The 13,871-nt window shown below is 44.3% G+C and carries 17 protein-coding genes and 1 tRNA gene; 5 read left to right on the top strand and 13 right to left on the bottom strand.

The genetic code is table 11. The annotated features are described in order from the left end of the window. Positions 1 to 41: 41 nt before the first annotated feature. From BLS64_RS08375 to BLS64_RS08400, 6 genes are all read right to left on the bottom strand, one after another. Positions 42 to 115, bottom strand: a tRNA-Pro gene (locus BLS64_RS08375). A 94-nt stretch (positions 116 to 209) separates the two neighbouring features. Beyond that, a complete protein-coding gene (locus tag BLS64_RS08380) occupies positions 210 to 557 on the bottom strand; it encodes a cupin domain-containing protein (RefSeq protein ID WP_093113075.1) in 348 nt (115 codons plus the stop codon). A gap of 124 nt (positions 558 to 681) precedes the next feature. Next, positions 682 to 2,823, bottom strand: coding sequence for a glycoside hydrolase family 97 protein (locus BLS64_RS08385; RefSeq protein ID WP_093113276.1), 2,142 nt, complete (start codon positions 2,821 to 2,823; stop codon positions 682 to 684). 173 nt (positions 2,824 to 2,996) lie between these two features. Beyond that, on the bottom strand, positions 2,997 to 3,359 hold the full coding sequence (locus BLS64_RS08390) for a hypothetical protein (protein ID WP_093113076.1): 363 nt from the start codon (positions 3,357 to 3,359) through the stop codon (positions 2,997 to 2,999). Between the two features lie 229 nt (positions 3,360 to 3,588). Continuing rightward, positions 3,589 to 4,140, bottom strand: a complete 552-nt coding sequence (locus tag BLS64_RS08395; protein WP_093113077.1) for a hypothetical protein — start codon at positions 4,138 to 4,140, stop codon at positions 3,589 to 3,591. 17 nt (positions 4,141 to 4,157) lie between these two features. Then, complete coding sequence (locus tag BLS64_RS08400; RefSeq protein ID WP_093113277.1) at positions 4,158 to 4,328, bottom strand: DUF1059 domain-containing protein; 171 nt, start codon at positions 4,326 to 4,328, stop codon at positions 4,158 to 4,160. Between the two features lie 101 nt (positions 4,329 to 4,429). On the opposite strand from BLS64_RS08400, the gene trhA reads away from it, so the two are divergent. Genes trhA through BLS64_RS08415 form a run of 3 tightly spaced genes read left to right on the top strand, consistent with a single transcriptional unit; the run spans position 4,430 to position 5,812 of the window. Next, positions 4,430 to 5,122, top strand: a complete 693-nt coding sequence (gene trhA / locus BLS64_RS08405; protein WP_245693403.1) for a PAQR family membrane homeostasis protein TrhA — start codon at positions 4,430 to 4,432, stop codon at positions 5,120 to 5,122. Positions 5,123 to 5,171: 49 nt separating this feature from the next. After that, entirely contained in the window at positions 5,172 to 5,546 is a 375-nt protein-coding gene (locus tag BLS64_RS08410) for a rhodanese-like domain-containing protein (RefSeq protein ID WP_093113079.1), read from the top strand. Beyond that, complete coding sequence (locus BLS64_RS08415) at positions 5,546 to 5,812, top strand: DUF202 domain-containing protein (protein WP_093113080.1); 267 nt, start codon at positions 5,546 to 5,548, stop codon at positions 5,810 to 5,812. Before BLS64_RS08410 ends, BLS64_RS08415 begins: the two co-directional genes overlap by 1 nt. A 61-nt stretch (positions 5,813 to 5,873) precedes the next feature. Here BLS64_RS08415 and BLS64_RS08420 read toward each other — a convergent pair whose 3' ends face one another. The 4 genes from BLS64_RS08420 to BLS64_RS08435 form a co-directional block, all read right to left on the bottom strand. Continuing rightward, entirely contained in the window at positions 5,874 to 6,608 is a 735-nt protein-coding gene (locus BLS64_RS08420) for a PepSY domain-containing protein (RefSeq protein ID WP_093113278.1), read from the bottom strand. A 91-nt stretch (positions 6,609 to 6,699) separates the two neighbouring features. Continuing rightward, complete coding sequence (gene nadB / locus BLS64_RS08425) at positions 6,700 to 8,235, bottom strand: L-aspartate oxidase (RefSeq protein WP_093113081.1); 1,536 nt, start codon at positions 8,233 to 8,235, stop codon at positions 6,700 to 6,702. 1 nt (position 8,236) lies between these two features. Then, positions 8,237 to 9,184, bottom strand: coding sequence for a quinolinate synthase NadA (gene nadA, locus BLS64_RS08430; RefSeq protein WP_093113082.1), 948 nt, complete (start codon positions 9,182 to 9,184; stop codon positions 8,237 to 8,239). A 20-nt stretch (positions 9,185 to 9,204) separates the two neighbouring features. Then, a complete protein-coding gene (locus BLS64_RS08435) occupies positions 9,205 to 9,639 on the bottom strand; it encodes an RrF2 family transcriptional regulator (RefSeq protein WP_093113083.1) in 435 nt (144 codons plus the stop codon). A 225-nt stretch (positions 9,640 to 9,864) separates the two neighbouring features. On the opposite strand from BLS64_RS08435, the gene BLS64_RS08440 reads away from it, so the two are divergent. Further along, positions 9,865 to 10,209, top strand: coding sequence for a hypothetical protein (locus tag BLS64_RS08440; RefSeq protein WP_093113084.1), 345 nt, complete (start codon positions 9,865 to 9,867; stop codon positions 10,207 to 10,209). A gap of 130 nt (positions 10,210 to 10,339) precedes the next feature. Here BLS64_RS08440 and BLS64_RS08445 read toward each other — a convergent pair whose 3' ends face one another. Next, complete coding sequence (locus tag BLS64_RS08445) at positions 10,340 to 11,332, bottom strand: Tll0287-like domain-containing protein (RefSeq protein WP_093113085.1); 993 nt, start codon at positions 11,330 to 11,332, stop codon at positions 10,340 to 10,342. A gap of 232 nt (positions 11,333 to 11,564) precedes the next feature. Between BLS64_RS08445 and BLS64_RS08450 the strand changes: the two genes are divergently transcribed. After that, the gene (locus tag BLS64_RS08450; protein ID WP_093113086.1) at positions 11,565 to 13,052 is read left to right on the top strand and encodes a S41 family peptidase; all 1,488 of its coding nucleotides are present in this window, start codon (positions 11,565 to 11,567) and stop codon (positions 13,050 to 13,052) included. Between the two features lie 246 nt (positions 13,053 to 13,298). On the opposite strand, the gene BLS64_RS08455 is transcribed toward BLS64_RS08450, so the two are convergent. Both BLS64_RS08455 and BLS64_RS08460 read right to left on the bottom strand, forming a co-directional pair. Next, positions 13,299 to 13,508, bottom strand: coding sequence for a YgaP family membrane protein (locus BLS64_RS08455; RefSeq protein ID WP_093113087.1), 210 nt, complete (start codon positions 13,506 to 13,508; stop codon positions 13,299 to 13,301). 19 nt (positions 13,509 to 13,527) lie between these two features. Continuing rightward, positions 13,528 to 13,836: a hypothetical protein gene (locus BLS64_RS08460; protein ID WP_407690097.1), complete on the bottom strand. Its 309-nt coding sequence runs from the start codon at positions 13,834 to 13,836 to the stop codon at positions 13,528 to 13,530. Between the last annotated feature and the right edge of the window lie 35 nt (positions 13,837 to 13,871).

A 13,871-nucleotide genomic window follows, 5' to 3' on the forward strand; every position in this document is an offset into this window, starting at 1 on the left:
ACAGATTAACAGTGCTTTGTAATCGCTTATTACGCGATTCGTCGGGATGACAGGATTTGAACCTGCGACCCTACGCCCCCCAGACGTATACGCTACCGGACTGCGCCACATCCCGAATTGAACTGCAAATTAAGCAGCTTATTTGTAATTTTCAAAGGGAAAATCGTTGTTTTTGAACTCGCCTTTCTAAGCCCTTGAAACTGATTTTTTTACTCTTTTTGATCGGCTACTCCTTTTACCCGCTCTGCACTGTCGGCCTTGGTAAGGGTAAGTCGTATCACGCTGTCTTCTTCGGCCCGCAGGTCATGCGGAATATTTCCCTCCAGGGAGAGCAGGTCTCCTTTTCTCACCAGCATGCTTTCGCCATTCACCCCAAAATTGACCGAACCTTCAAAGATCTCCACTACGATGGGGTAAGGAGTCTTATGTTCTTTCATTACCTGCCCTTTTTTTATAGCAATGCGAATTTCCTTACTGCTGTCGGTCTCAAGAAGCACCTGTACGGCCGGTTTGTTCTCATTAAAATCCAGGTCTTTAAGTATGGAAGCTGTTTTCATGATCTATAATTCTGATTAGTTGCTTCAAAATACAAAAACTTCAGGAAAATACAGGTTCTACATTTTGTCAAAAAAAAGAGCAGGCAAACTGCCTGCTCTTCATTATTACTAAGAAGCTGATTTTTTACAGCTTTTTCAAACCTTTGGTCTCGCCTTTTTCCGCGGGAACTATGCTGATGGCGTAACCGCCACCCGGAGCCGACTTCTGCGATAACTTTGACTTGCTGGTCACCACCACTTTCCTGATCTCGTATGCCTGCGGATTCTTTTTGTAATGCGCATCTTTGGCATCTGAATAAATGGTGGCTATATATTTTTCACCTTTATCAAGGAAATCAAATTTAATTTTTGAAGTCCGCGGAGTTTCTCCGTTCACGTTTCCAACGAACCACTTGTCAGTTCCCTTTTCCTTGCGCGCTACGGTCACATAATCTCCCGGCTCTGCTTCCAGGTAAATGCTTTCAGACCAATCCATTCCCACATCTTTGATGAACTGGAAGGCATCAGGGAATCTTTCATAGTTCTCGATAAGATCGGCTGCCATTTGCAACGGACTGTAAAGGGTGACATATAATGCCAGCTGATTGGCTATGGTGCTGTTCACCCAGGAATCGTTGTCAGGGTTCAGTTTGCTGATGTCCATCTCAAAGATCCCGGGAGTATAATCCATTGGTCCGCCTATCAATCTGGTAAACGGAAGCACCGTGACGTGGTTGGGTTTTGAACCTCCAAAAGCCTGGTATTCCTGGCCGCGTGCAGATTCGTTGCCGATAAGGTTTGGATAAGTACGGGCTATCCCGGTAGGTCTAACGGCTTCGTGGGCGTTAACCATGATCTCGTAATCGGCAGCCTTTTCTAAGGCGTACTGGTAATGATTTACCAGCCACTGGCTGTAATGGTTCTCTCCCCGCGGCAGTATATCTCCTACATACCCGCTTTTAACGGCATTGTACCCATTGTCTTTCATGAATTGATAAGCTTCATCCATGTGACGCTCATAATTTCGAACAGAAGAGGAGGTCTCATGGTGCATGATCATTTCCACTCCCTTGCTTTTCGCATAATCACGAATTTCTTCCAGGTCAAAATCAGGGTAAGGGGTCATAAAATCAAAGACATAATCCTTTGAGTGGCCAAACCAGTCTTCCCAGCCAATGTTCCAACCTTCGACCAGCACCCCGTCAAAACCATGTTCGGCAGCAAAATCGATATATTCCTTCACGTGCTCGGTTGTTGCACCATGTGTGTCATTTGGTTCTGCCGATTCGTAATCTGTAACTCCGAGTTTAACGGCAGAGAAATCATTGGTGTAATGCCAGGAGCTTTTCCCGGTGATCATTTCCCACCAAACGCCGATATATTTTACAGGTTTGATCCAGGAAGGATCCTCTATGGCGATTGGATCGTTAAGGTTGTAGGTCATTTTTGAGGCGAGGATATCCCGGGCGTCGTCACTCACAATAATGGTTCTCCATGGAGTGGTAGCCGGCGCGACCATATAAACCCTGTCTCCGTTAACATCTGGTGTAAGCCAGGCTTCGAAGATCATGTTCTCATCGTCCAGGTCCAGGTGCATTGCAGAATAATCTATCAGTGCTGCCTCGTGAAGGTTAATGTAAAGGCCGTCATCGGTCTTCATCATTAGAGATGTTTGCACCCCGGTAGGAGAGAAGGAGGTTTGGGAAAGATTCGCAGTAATAGAACTTTCCATCTTTTCTCTTATTTCTGAAAGTTTTGACTCTGTATAATCGTATTCCTGTGTGTCATAATCTCCCGGGATCCAGAAAGCGGTGTGATCACCGGTCATGGCGAACTGGGTCTTTTCATCATCGATCACGAAATGTCCTAAACTTTTTTGCTGCGGAAATTCATACCTGAAACCAAGCCCGTCGTTGAAAAGCCTGAAGCGAAGGATCATTTTTCGCCCTGTATCTTCCTGAAGCAGGGTCACTGCCATTTCATTGTAGTGGTTGCGGATCTCCTTTTGCTCGCCCCAAACAGGCTCCCAGGTCTCATCATAGGTTGAAGTTTGTACGTCGGCAACTGTAAAATTCTTCAGCAGGTCTTTCTCCTCTTTCAGGTCCAGCCCCAATTTGCTTTGTTTGATTACATCTTTGTCTTTGTACTCCAGATCATAGGTGGGAGTTCCGTCCTTCAGCAGGGAAAACTCCATTTCAAGTTGGCCGTTAGGAGATTCTAATTCCTGGGCCAAAAGACTGCTGCTTGCGACGAGCCATAAGACCGCTAAAAATTTAAGTTTTTTCATCATCTTCATTAAATTATATATTTCAAATTGTAGGGTTTCGTTTTGAAGCGGAAATTTATGGAAATTCTTGCTCATTTAGAGGGATTGAGTCAAAGTCTTCAGAAAGATCAGGACATAAAAAAGGATCAAATTTCTTTGATCCTTATATTTAAATGTAATTCTTAAGTTTTTCTCTATGCTTCCAATTTTCTTCCCTGTAATAATCTGCGGGTAATGAAATTCTTCTTTCCAAAGTAAGTGCTGTGTGCCGCTCCCAGGTTCAAAGTAGTTGTGAATAAACCGGTAAGGATGAACAACAACTGGTAAGGCATGGAGGCGTAAGCCGTGTTAAGGAAGTAAACGGCGACTCCCACCATTAAAATGGTAAAGAAGAAAGATAGCCATGCATCATGGTCTATGTTCAAAGCTGAAAGTAATTTTGCCAGGAAGGGATTTCTCTCCTGATAAAAATCTACAGCCCTATAAGAGGTGATGTATGAATCCAGAAATTTGGAGGCAATTATATCAAAAGAAATAAGTACTACGATCAGATCCATGTTTCTTTGGTGGTTATGATTTCGGGACTAAAATACATCTTTATTTTAAAAAACAATGCTTTTTATCGAAAAAAATGGTATTTCACCGAAACAGCCTTACAATTTGGCACTAGTTTAGGAAGGTTTAACTACTGTTGGCCAGGTAATTCTTACGCTAATATAACGCATTGGAGTTGAAAAAATTTCCCGAAAAGTAACTTTCCTGTAAAAATACCTATAAAAGAGTATCTCAATAGGAACCGAATATGATCTTTGTGCGGGAGATTCGGCGGTAGAAATCCAGGTCCTTTTTTGTCTTCCTCGAATATTCCAGAAGTATATCCAGCCCACTCCAGAACAGGAACCATCCTGCGGGTTCAAAGATGATAAGAAGAAGATGAACTGAAAATTCTTCGGGTTCCTGAAAGGAGATGTACCCGCCAATGACCATGAGAAGAATTCCAAATCCTGCCATTTTTATACCTCTTATCCTACTTTTTTTTCTTTGTAATAAGAGCTGCTCGTAGCTTCGCGAGAAGATAAGTGGTAAGCGCTCTGCGATCACGGCCTCATGTGCAGAGTTACGTACGGAAGCGGGAAGAAGTAACTGCCACAAAAAATCCCTGCCCCTGCTTTCCTCACGGATCAGTTTTTTTGCCTGCGCGATAAAATCATCAGAAAGTGCCCTTTTGGAATAGGAGCGGGGATCAAAATCTGAAAACAGATCATCATAAGAATCAAGCCATACGGTAACCCTGGCCTGTTCTTTCTCTTCCCGAGCAAGTGCAGACTTATCAATCACCTCAGGAAAACCTCCTTTTACTCCTCCCTTATCAAAGCCTGGAGGTCCTTCTGCATTTCTGGCGTAGCCTCGACTCCGTGAACTTCTTTGGCGTGTTGGGCAGCCTGATTCAACACCTCTTCATCTGATTTTGCACGGATGACTCCCTCGCAGTCAAAACCCGCATCGCGACAATGTAAACTTCGCATGATATTCATATTTGATCTTTTAAAAATAGCCTTCAGCTGCCTTTTTTGGAATGGGGGAAATCCATGCTTTTCCTTCCGAAGTGATCAGGAAATAAGAAATTATGTTCTTATTTTTACAGCAACAGAATAAAACTATGGAAGGAGAAGGACCCGTAAAATTTTATCCGCCCAAAGAGGAAAAGTGGAATATCCTTACTCATGGGTTTGGCATTTTGCTCAGCCTGTTGGCGGCGGTATTGTTATGGATAAGGGCAGCAGAGTTTCAAAGTACAAGGGTCACCCTTACTTTCATGGTCTTTGCCATAAGCCTGCTGCTGCTTTATGCCTCCTCAACCTTTTACCACAGCGCGAAAGATCCTGTTTGGCGATTCAGGCTTAAAGTGCTGGATCATATTGCCATCTTCATTCTCATAGCCGGCACCTACACGCCTTTTTCTCTTGTAACCTTAAAAGGAACCACGGGATGGGCCATCTTTGGAGTGGCCTGGGGAATAGCCCTCACAGGTACCATTTTGAAGCTTTTCTTCACCGGAAAGTATAAGACCCTTTCTACCATTCTTTACGTGAGCATGGGCTGGATCATCATTGCCGCGATCAAACCTTTACTGGAAAACCTTTCTGTCGGCGGACTGTGGTGGTTGTTTGCGGGTGGTCTTTTTTATACCCTTGGCGCCGTCTTGTATAGCATTAACAGATTAAAGTACAATCACGCGCTTTTTCATTTTTTTGTTCTCTTCGGAAGTTTTTCCCATTTCATGGCGATCTATGAGCATGTTATCCCGCTGAAAAATTGATATCTTTGGTTTGGTTTTTGTCCCGTTAAGGATTAAAAAAGGAGCATATATGAAAAAGATATTAGTGGCGGTAATACTGTTTTTAGGGGTTTCAGCGGCCTTTGCTCAAAGCAGTGCTGAAATTTCGGTGATCGAAGTTAAAGAATACGATCAAAAGATCAAGAAGAAGGAGGTACAACTGGTAGATGTGCGTACTCCTGAAGAATTTAAAGAGGGCCATATAAAAGGCGCGAGGAACATAGACTTCTTTTCTGAGGATTTTATAGAGCAGTTCCAGGGAATGGAAAAGAACGAACCCCTCTATATTTACTGCAGAAGCGGAAACCGCAGCGCAAAAGCGTCAAAAAAACTCTCTAAAGCCGGATTCAAGAAGATCATTGACCTGGAAGGAGGATATAAGGCCTGGGCGGCCGAAAAGAAATAATGGAGGAAAAGGAACTAATAACCCGTGACTGGCTGGCAATTGACCGCACGAAAATGGCCAATGAGCGCACCTTCCTGGCTTACCTGCGCACCTTTATGGTGATCCTGGGTTCTGGGGTAGCCATTTTAAAAGTAGAGGTATTAAAAGATCTTACGGGTCTGGGTTTTTTCTTTATTGCCCTTGCCCCGGTGATCCTTGGTTTCGGGGTACTAAGGTTCCTTTACGTGCGTAGGCACATCCATAAATATTACAAAGAAAGAAGCTAAAGGATCATTCAGTTTGAATGATCCATTTTTAAAATTGAAGAAGATCAGACGGGTAAAAGATCTACTTTTTTACCCGTTTTACTTTTTTGCCCTTCTTTTTGTTTCCTGTCCATTTGATCATGGTAGGAGAAGAGATAAACCACAGTAGGAATCCGCTGAGTACGGTGATGAGGCCCAATAGGGAAAAAGCCCTGAGTACGAAAGTGTTGAAGTCATCCCGCCCTTCATAATCCATTGTATGGGTCATCCACAAAAAGTCGAACCAGCGCCAGTCGCGATGCCTCAGAGTCCTGAAGGTTCCGTCGGCAATAGAAACGTAGGCTTTGATATTTTCAGGTGTATCGTAACTTATTACATAAGCAGGTAGCGGTCCGCCACGGTATTCGTGGTGATTTCCGGTAGTGGTGATCTTTTCGATCCCCTCTACCTCAAGCCCTTCCATCATGTTCTTTTCAGCAATTAACATGGCTTCAGCTTCTGTCAACTCTTTCTTCATTTCTCCCGTACGGGCATTGTGAAGCATGCTGTGGTTGATCCAGTAGTAAGGTTCTCCCGCGATCTCCTTCAGCTGTAAAGAATGCACCTCCATGCCTGTCGCTTCTGAAGGACTTACCAGCCCTTCAAAATTTAAAGGTGTCATTTCCGCATTCCGAAATTGGTCCCCGTGTATCTCATCAATGTCGGTCCAGCTGAAGTACAGTCCACTGATGGTCCACATTAAGAATTGGATCCCGATGAAGAGTCCCAGGTAACGATGGGTCTTTCTTATTTTTGAAGCTGTTTGTCTCTTAACTATAGGCATTTTGGGGGCTTATTTGTAAAGCAGCAAGTATAGCATATTCTTTCCTAAAAAGAAGCCTTCTGCATCAAAAAATCCCCTTTCAATTTTACATTACAGGATCGGGCAAATTTTTTCGCATTTTGGAGTGATGATCTATGGCCTGGTCAAGGATGATGATGGCAGTGCATACCATGTTCCTCAATTCATAAAAAGCGGTAGTACCTGTATTGAAAGGCGGATAATGATCAATAATATCTTTTAGTTCTTCCAGCTGTTCAAGGGCTTCTTTTTTATCCCTTTTACCGGAGGCGTGAACAAGATCGTAGGTCATGACCTCATTGAGCCTTTGTCTAAGGCTTTCAATGATCTCGTCATCAGCTTCGTGTTCCCAGGTCAGGATCTCGGGCTGTATCTCGTTCTTTGGCTCTTTGATCTCGTCGAGTTCTTGCACGACCGATTCAAATGCCTGGTGCGAATATACCAGCGCTTCCAACAGCGAATTCGATGCCAGCCGGTTGGCACCGTGAAGTCCGGTATTGGCGCATTCTCCTGAAGCGAAGAGGTTGGAGATCGAGGTGCGGGCATTCTGATCCACATCGATTCCGCCGCACTGATAGTGAGCCGCGGGAACAATGGGTATTAGATCTGTTTTGAGGTTCAATCCAATTCTCTGACAGTAGGCGACTATGGTAGGAAATTCATTCTGAAAAGCCTCAAAGTTCAGGTGCCGGCAATCCAGAAATGCATGACTTTCGCCTGAAGTTTTCAGTTCCCTTACAATGGCTTCGGAAACTATATCCCGGGTTGCCAGTTCTCCGCGGGTATCGGTTTTAAAGAGGAAGCGATTGCCGTTATGGTTCACAATATAGGCGCCAAATCCGCGTACGGCTTCTGAGAGCAGGAACAGAGGATGTTTTCCCTCTTCAAAAAGTGCGGTTGGGTGAAACTGTATGAAGTTCATGTTGCTCACCCGAGCCCCGGCCCTTACAGCCATGGCCACACCATCGGCGGTCGCTACCGACGGATTGGTGGTATTCTGAAAGATCATTCCGCTGCCCCCGGTAGCCAAAAAGGTGACCCTGGAAGAGATGTTGATCTGCTGCCGCGAAGTTTTATCCAGCACTTTTACCCCTGTACAGGTCTTGTTGCAATTTTCTTCCAGAAGCAGGTCGATGACGAAATATTTATCGGTAAATATGATGTTAGCCAAGGAGGCTGCTTTTTTCAGCAGTTTGCGTTCCAGTTCGAGACCTGTCAGGTCTTTATGGTGCACTATCCGGCGTTGTGAATGCCCGCCTTCGAGGCCTAAAGCCAGTCCTCCTTCCTTGTCGGCATCAAAAGAAGTTCCCCAGGAAATAAGTTCAGATAATCGCTCAGGAGCCTGTGAAACCACCATTTCTACCACCTTACGATCATTAAGGCCTCTGCCGGCCTTGAGGGTATCCTGTACATGTTGTTCAAAACTGTCACGAACCCGGTCAAGCACCACGGCAATGCCTCCCTGGGCCTGGGCGGTATTGCAGGTATCATTGCTGCTCTTGGTAAGAACGGTGACACTGCTTTCTGGCCGAGCCTGCGCGATCTTTATGGCAAATGACAAACCAGCGATCCCTGATCCTATTACCAGTACGTCTGTTCTCATATTATGACAGTTCAAGCATTCGTTTGATGGGCAAATGGGCTTTTTCCATTAGGGCTTCCTCAAGAAGGATCTCCGGATCCTCGTTCTTAAGACAGTTATATAATTTCTGAAGCGTGTTCATTTTCATAAAAGCACACTCACTGCAGGCGCAGGTGTTATCCTCTTTTGCAGGGGCTGGGATCAGTGTTTTATTGGGAACATCTTTTTGCATCTGGTGCAGGATTCCCGCTTCTGTTGCTACGATGAATTTATCATGCTCACTGTTCCTTACGAAATTCAGCATTCCTGAAGTAGATCCTATGTAGTTCGCTACTTTGAGGATATGCTCTTCAGACTCGGGGTGGGCAATGATCATGGCCGAAGGATGTTCCTTGTAAAGTTCGAGCAGTTTGTCAAGGGAAAAAGCTTCGTGTACCAGGCAGGCCCCATCCCACAGCAGCATTTTTCTGCCGGTTTTCTTCATCAGGTAACTGCCCAGGTTCTTGTCTGGTGCAAAAATGATCTCCTTATCCTTCGAAATGGAATTGATGATCTTTTCAGCATTAGATGAGGTGCAGACAATGTCGCTGAGGGTTTTGATCTCTGCCGAACAATTGATGTAGGTGACCACGACGTGATCTGGATACTGTTCCTTCAGTTTTCTGAAAGCCTCAGGCGGACAACTATCTGCCAGGGAACAGCCGGCCTTGAGGTCTGGCAATAATACTCTCTTTGAGGGGTTAAGTATCTTCGCCGTTTCGGCCATGAAATGTACGCCCGCAAAAACGATGATTTCGGCCTCGGTTTCCGCTGCTTTTCGTGCCAGTTCCAGGCTGTCCCCGATAAAATCGGCAATTTCCTGTATTTCAGGTTCCTGGTAATAGTGCGCCAGGATCACAGCGTTCTTTTCTTTTTTTAATTTTTTTACCTGCTCCTGCAGATTTAACTTTCGGTCTGTCGTTAATTCCATCTACTGTTTTAACCCGTGTATTAGACTTTTAAAAATGTTTCTCCCGAGATAAGCCCCGAGGTGAGATCTTTAAGATTCGTATTTTCCACTATTTCCTGCAATCCTGTGCGCACCGGTTTGAACCGGGAATGAAAGGGGCAGGGGTGTTCTTCTGAGCAATCTGAAAGTCCCAGGCTACATCTTTTATATACGGTGTCCCCGTCAATGGCCACCACGATCTGTGATACTTTTATCTCGGTCATTTTTTCGGGCAGCACATGAAAGCCGCCATGAGCTCCCTTGGTGGAGGTAATAATGCCGCTTCGGGATAACTTTTGAAGGGTCTTGGCCGTAAAAGCTTCGGGGGAATCTATTTCCCGGGCTATTTGCTTCAAACTCACCCGGTTTCCTTTTTCAGATTCCGAGGCGATAAAAACAGTGGCCCGTATCGCGTATTCACATGCTTTTGAAAACATTTTTTCTTACTTCGGTTACAGGTCCAAAATTAAGGACCGGTTTATCCTTATTTTATGACCAAGGTCAGTTCGTCAGAAATTCCTTCCGAAGAAATTAAACAGGGGGGTAAATGGCTAAAAGTGAGGTGTAAAAATCTTTTTTGAAAAATATTTCTAAGTTGACCACCGTCATAGTATTCCTAAAAATGCTTTGGGAAATTTGGGTTCTCAAAATGCTTTTGAAGAATGTTAAACCATTTGAAGAGATTGATCGACCTGGTGGAGCAGGGAGATGCCGGCTCTATACATGCTGACAAATGTCTTGAGGAGATCTACAGCGAACTGAAGAAATATGGTATGATAATGGAAAGTGAGGGCAGGATCTTTTTTACCGATAAAGGCAATGAAGCCCGGCTTAAGGGCTTACAAATAGGAATAGAACAATTGAAACTCGAAGAAGAAATGATCGATCTTTCTGAAAAGAAAGGCCGATTGGGAAGTACTTTTTTCTTTATAAGTCTTTTCCTGTTTTTGGTGACCCTGACATTATTTTTAATGATGGATTTTACTACTTACAGTTTATGGGGTTAATTCACACCTGGATGCCTCCGTAATTCTTAATGTTATCATGGAGTACAAAATTTACATAGCCGGAGGAATTTTAACCGTTGTAGCCGTTACCCTCTACTGGATCTTTGTGAACAGGAACAGTAAATAAAAACTACTTTTTAAACGCTATCTTCCATATTCCCCGCACTTCATTCTCTGAGTAGCCGGTGGCTTTGTCCTGCGGATATAGTTTGAGGATCTTTTCCTTTACCGCAAATTCCATCTCCTCCTGTTTTCCGTGGCACTGCAGACACAGGGTATTGGTGACCAACGGATAATAGAACTCCACACTGTCCCTTTTCATCTTTAGGACAGGTTGCGGATCCTTGCCTGCGGATATTTCTCTTTTAAAGACTTCAATTATCGCTTTTTCTTCGGAATTAGCTGAGTTCACCGGATTGCGGTTCCTGTCTGAAACCCGCTGTACAGAAGCATCGAATTTATTGGCTACACTGTCGGTAAGCGGAATGGCCTGCAGGTTACAGAATTCCAGGGCTTCTAAAGTGCCGTTTTTTTGGATCTCTCTCATGAGATTTTGCCCCAGGAGTTGGTGGGCTTCCATGGCTATTTTGATGCCTTTTTCCTCATATTGTGTACGGCTGCTTTGCCCCTGAGCATTTGATCGCCGGCCCTGCTGTCGATAAATGCCTTTTCCGGGCCCGGCTTTCCAGTGCTCGGCAAACCATTCCGGCTCTTCTACCTGGTGATCATATAAATACTCCGCGATCTGTTCTACAGAATTTTCCGGAAAGTTTTGAAGCGGCATGGTACCGAAGCGGGCCACAGCACCGGGTATTTTTGCTTTTCCTGCGAAAGGATCTTCAACAAAGGAGACAATAGCCTTAATGAACTCTCCTTTTGAAGGCTGGTCGAGCAGGTAATGTGCTTTTATGGCTGCCATGGGCGGAGCGATCATTTCGTCCATCGCGGCAGTAGGGCTGTGGCACACGTAACACTGTGTCTCCATCAGCTCTTTCCCCGGGTGTTCCTGTAAATTGCCTGCAGCCTTTTCCTGGATGGGAACATAGACTGCGGAAAGCTTCTCGTCCCTAAGGCAACTTCCGAGAACCAGGATCAAAAGCAGGTAAACAACCGAATTTTGCATGGTGTCTCTATTTTTCTGAAATCCAATTTAGCTCTTTTAGCAGTAGAAAAGAATGCGATCGGTCATGCTTCAGAATCAAAAAAAACCAATTAAACTTGTGTTTTTCAGTCTTTTATAAGAAGTGTGGCATAATTGATGAACGAAAATAGCTGCAGAAACGTTCTGACTAAAGACCAAGAAGGTTATATGAAATGAACGTTCAGATTTTTTGACTGATTGAAAAAGAAAATATATGAACTTGAAGAAACTCACCCCTATGCTGTTAGCGACAGCTTTCCTTTTCGCCTCCTGTGAAAAAGATGATGAAGCTTTAAAAGATAACCTTACCAATACCGGAGAAAAAGATAAGAACACCGAAGAATTTGGGGATCTAGAAGTAGAACAATTTGTCTATAAAGGCATGAACGATATCTACCTGTATAAGGCAGATGTACCGGTGTTGGCAGATGATTACTTTGCTTCAACAAACGAAAAGAACAGCTACCTGGCAGGATTTGATTCCCCCGAAGCTCTTTTTGACGACCTGCTCTCCAGCCAGGACCGCTTTAGCTTCATTACAGATGATTATGTAGCACTTGAAGAAAGCTTTAAGGGCATTAACAGCAGTATCGCGGGAATGGAGTTTGGTTTAGGTAGGATCACCAATACCAATAATGTTTTTGGTTTCCTACAATATGTGCTGCCGAATACCTCTGCAGCCGAAGCCGGTCTCACCCGCGGTACGGTATTCACTGAAGTCAACGGGACAAAACTCACGCTAGACAATTACGCCGACCTAATGCAGGGTTCCTTTACCATTAATGTAGGATATGTGGAGAACGGAAGCATAGTGCTTACCGATCAAACCGTGACTCTTGATCCAGCCGGATATACCGAAAATCCTGTATTTATCAATAAAGTTCTGGAAGTGGAAGGGAGAAAAGTTGGATATCTTATGTACAACAGTTTCATTGCCGATTTTGACGATGAACTCAACGCGGCTTTTGGTGAGTTTAAGGCTGCCGGAGTGAACGACCTTGTTCTTGACCTTAGATATAATGGCGGGGGATCTGTGGAATCTGCTGTGGATCTTGCCAGCATGATCACCGGGCAGTTTGAAGGAAAGGTTTTCATGCAAGAGCAGTGGAACGAAAAGTACCAGACCTATTTTGAAGAAGAAGATCCCGAACGCCTGCTGAACCGTTTCAATCCGGTGATCAGGACACAGGAAGCCATCAACAGCCTGCAGCTTTCGAAAGTTTATATTATCACCACTTTAGGGACAGCTTCGGCCAGTGAGCTGGTCATCAACGGGCTTGATCCGTATATTGATGTGATACAGGTAGGAACCACTACCACCGGAAAATTCCAGGCTTCAGCAACTCTGTATGACAGTCCCGATTTTGGAAAAGAAGGAGCTAATGAAAACCACACTTACGCCATTCAGCCATTGATCTTTAAATCGGCCAATTCTGTTGGAAAAAGTGATTATGTGAACGGGCTCTCACCCGATATAGAAATAGCCGAGGACCTTAATGACCTGGGAACTCTTGGAGATCCTTCAGAGCCACTGTTGCAGGCCGCGCTTAATCATATGATGGGTAAAGCGCAACAAAGTAAAAGTCAGGCGCAGAAAAGGGCGGCAGAGAACTTTGAGCAGATCGGTCAGGGAGATATGCATCAACCCACTTTCCAAAGAATGTATATAGACGAATTGCCTCCGGTTCTTGACCGCGAGTAGATTAGAGAAATAAAATTGAAGATCCCGCTTAAGGCGGGATCTTTTTGTTTTAGAACGGATCCGTTAAAGTCTGGAGAAATGATAGTCCTTTAAAATAGACTTATTGCATGGAATATGTCCGTTCCTGTTTCAACTTTGCTTCCCTCAGAAACAAAAAAGATCCCGCAACAGGCGGAATCCTTTGAAACAAACCAGTTTCCCGGCCATTACCAATCTTGATAAAAGCCGATGGTTCTAATAGCTGCTTTAACTGTTGCAGGAAGCTTCTCCGGAATTCTTGATCCCAAATTTCTTAAGGATATCTTCCATTAAACACCATCTGGTGATGGAAGACTGTAGAAGGTTGACCCCAACAAAGGCTGTAAACCACAACCAGTTGATATTTACATAAACTGCCAGTAGCAGGCTAATCAAGATAAAGGTTCCGGCAATGCCGCGAATGACTCTGTTAAGCATATTTTATAGATTTTAATTATTAAATAGATTCTTCAATGGGGAGCACAATGGCCCGCACCGGATTATTGGTTTCCAAATTGTTGTTGAATTCCCGCACGTAGCTAAAGAAGTCTGTGATCTTTTCTTCATCGGTGAAGGAAAAGAACATCAAAGACTCATTACCGCCTTTTTCTCCGGGAAACCAGCTTGTCGTCGCGATCAGCGAAGTGGTGTTCTTATACCCGTCGATCTCAGAAGAGCTAAAAGCTTCAATGTTCGCTTTCTTGAACAGCTTCAGGACTTCCTTCTGGTACTCTGATACTGTGGTGACTATTAGTAGTTTCATCATCTTGGGTTTAAAGTTCAATGTTTAAGGTTAAATGG

The sequence above is a fragment of the Salinimicrobium catena genome (assembly GCF_900102915.1).
GTDB classification, from domain to species: Bacteria; Bacteroidota; Bacteroidia; order Flavobacteriales; family Flavobacteriaceae; genus Salinimicrobium; species Salinimicrobium catena.

Excerpts from the sequence above, each read along its gene's own strand:
- BLS64_RS08455 (WP_093113087.1), bottom strand. The coding sequence starts at position 13,508 with ATGCTTAACAGAGTCATTCGCGGCATTGCCGGAACCTTTATCTTGATT.
- BLS64_RS08390 (WP_093113076.1), bottom strand. The coding sequence starts at position 3,359 with ATGGATCTGATCGTAGTACTTATTTCTTTTGATATAATTGCCTCCAAA.
- BLS64_RS08400 (WP_093113277.1), bottom strand. The coding sequence starts at position 4,328 with ATGCGAAGTTTACATTGTCGCGATGCGGGTTTTGACTGCGAGGGAGTC.
- BLS64_RS08435 (WP_093113083.1), bottom strand. The coding sequence starts at position 9,639 with ATGTTTTCAAAAGCATGTGAATACGCGATACGGGCCACTGTTTTTATC.
- BLS64_RS08380 (WP_093113075.1), bottom strand. The coding sequence starts at position 557 with ATGAAAACAGCTTCCATACTTAAAGACCTGGATTTTAATGAGAACAAA.
- nadA (WP_093113082.1), bottom strand. The coding sequence starts at position 9,184 with ATGGAATTAACGACAGACCGAAAGTTAAATCTGCAGGAGCAGGTAAAA.
- BLS64_RS08460 (WP_407690097.1), bottom strand. The coding sequence starts at position 13,836 with ATGATGAAACTACTAATAGTCACCACAGTATCAGAGTACCAGAAGGAA.
- BLS64_RS08385 (WP_093113276.1), bottom strand. The coding sequence starts at position 2,823 with ATGAAAAAACTTAAATTTTTAGCGGTCTTATGGCTCGTCGCAAGCAGC.
- BLS64_RS08450 (WP_093113086.1), top strand. The coding sequence starts at position 11,565 with ATGAACTTGAAGAAACTCACCCCTATGCTGTTAGCGACAGCTTTCCTT.
- nadB (WP_093113081.1), bottom strand. The coding sequence starts at position 8,235 with ATGAGAACAGACGTACTGGTAATAGGATCAGGGATCGCTGGTTTGTCA.
- trhA (WP_245693403.1), top strand. The coding sequence starts at position 4,430 with ATGTTCTTATTTTTACAGCAACAGAATAAAACTATGGAAGGAGAAGGA.
- BLS64_RS08415 (WP_093113080.1), top strand. The coding sequence starts at position 5,546 with ATGGAGGAAAAGGAACTAATAACCCGTGACTGGCTGGCAATTGACCGC.
- BLS64_RS08410 (WP_093113079.1), top strand. The coding sequence starts at position 5,172 with ATGAAAAAGATATTAGTGGCGGTAATACTGTTTTTAGGGGTTTCAGCG.
- BLS64_RS08440 (WP_093113084.1), top strand. The coding sequence starts at position 9,865 with ATGTTAAACCATTTGAAGAGATTGATCGACCTGGTGGAGCAGGGAGAT.
- BLS64_RS08445 (WP_093113085.1), bottom strand. The coding sequence starts at position 11,332 with ATGCAAAATTCGGTTGTTTACCTGCTTTTGATCCTGGTTCTCGGAAGT.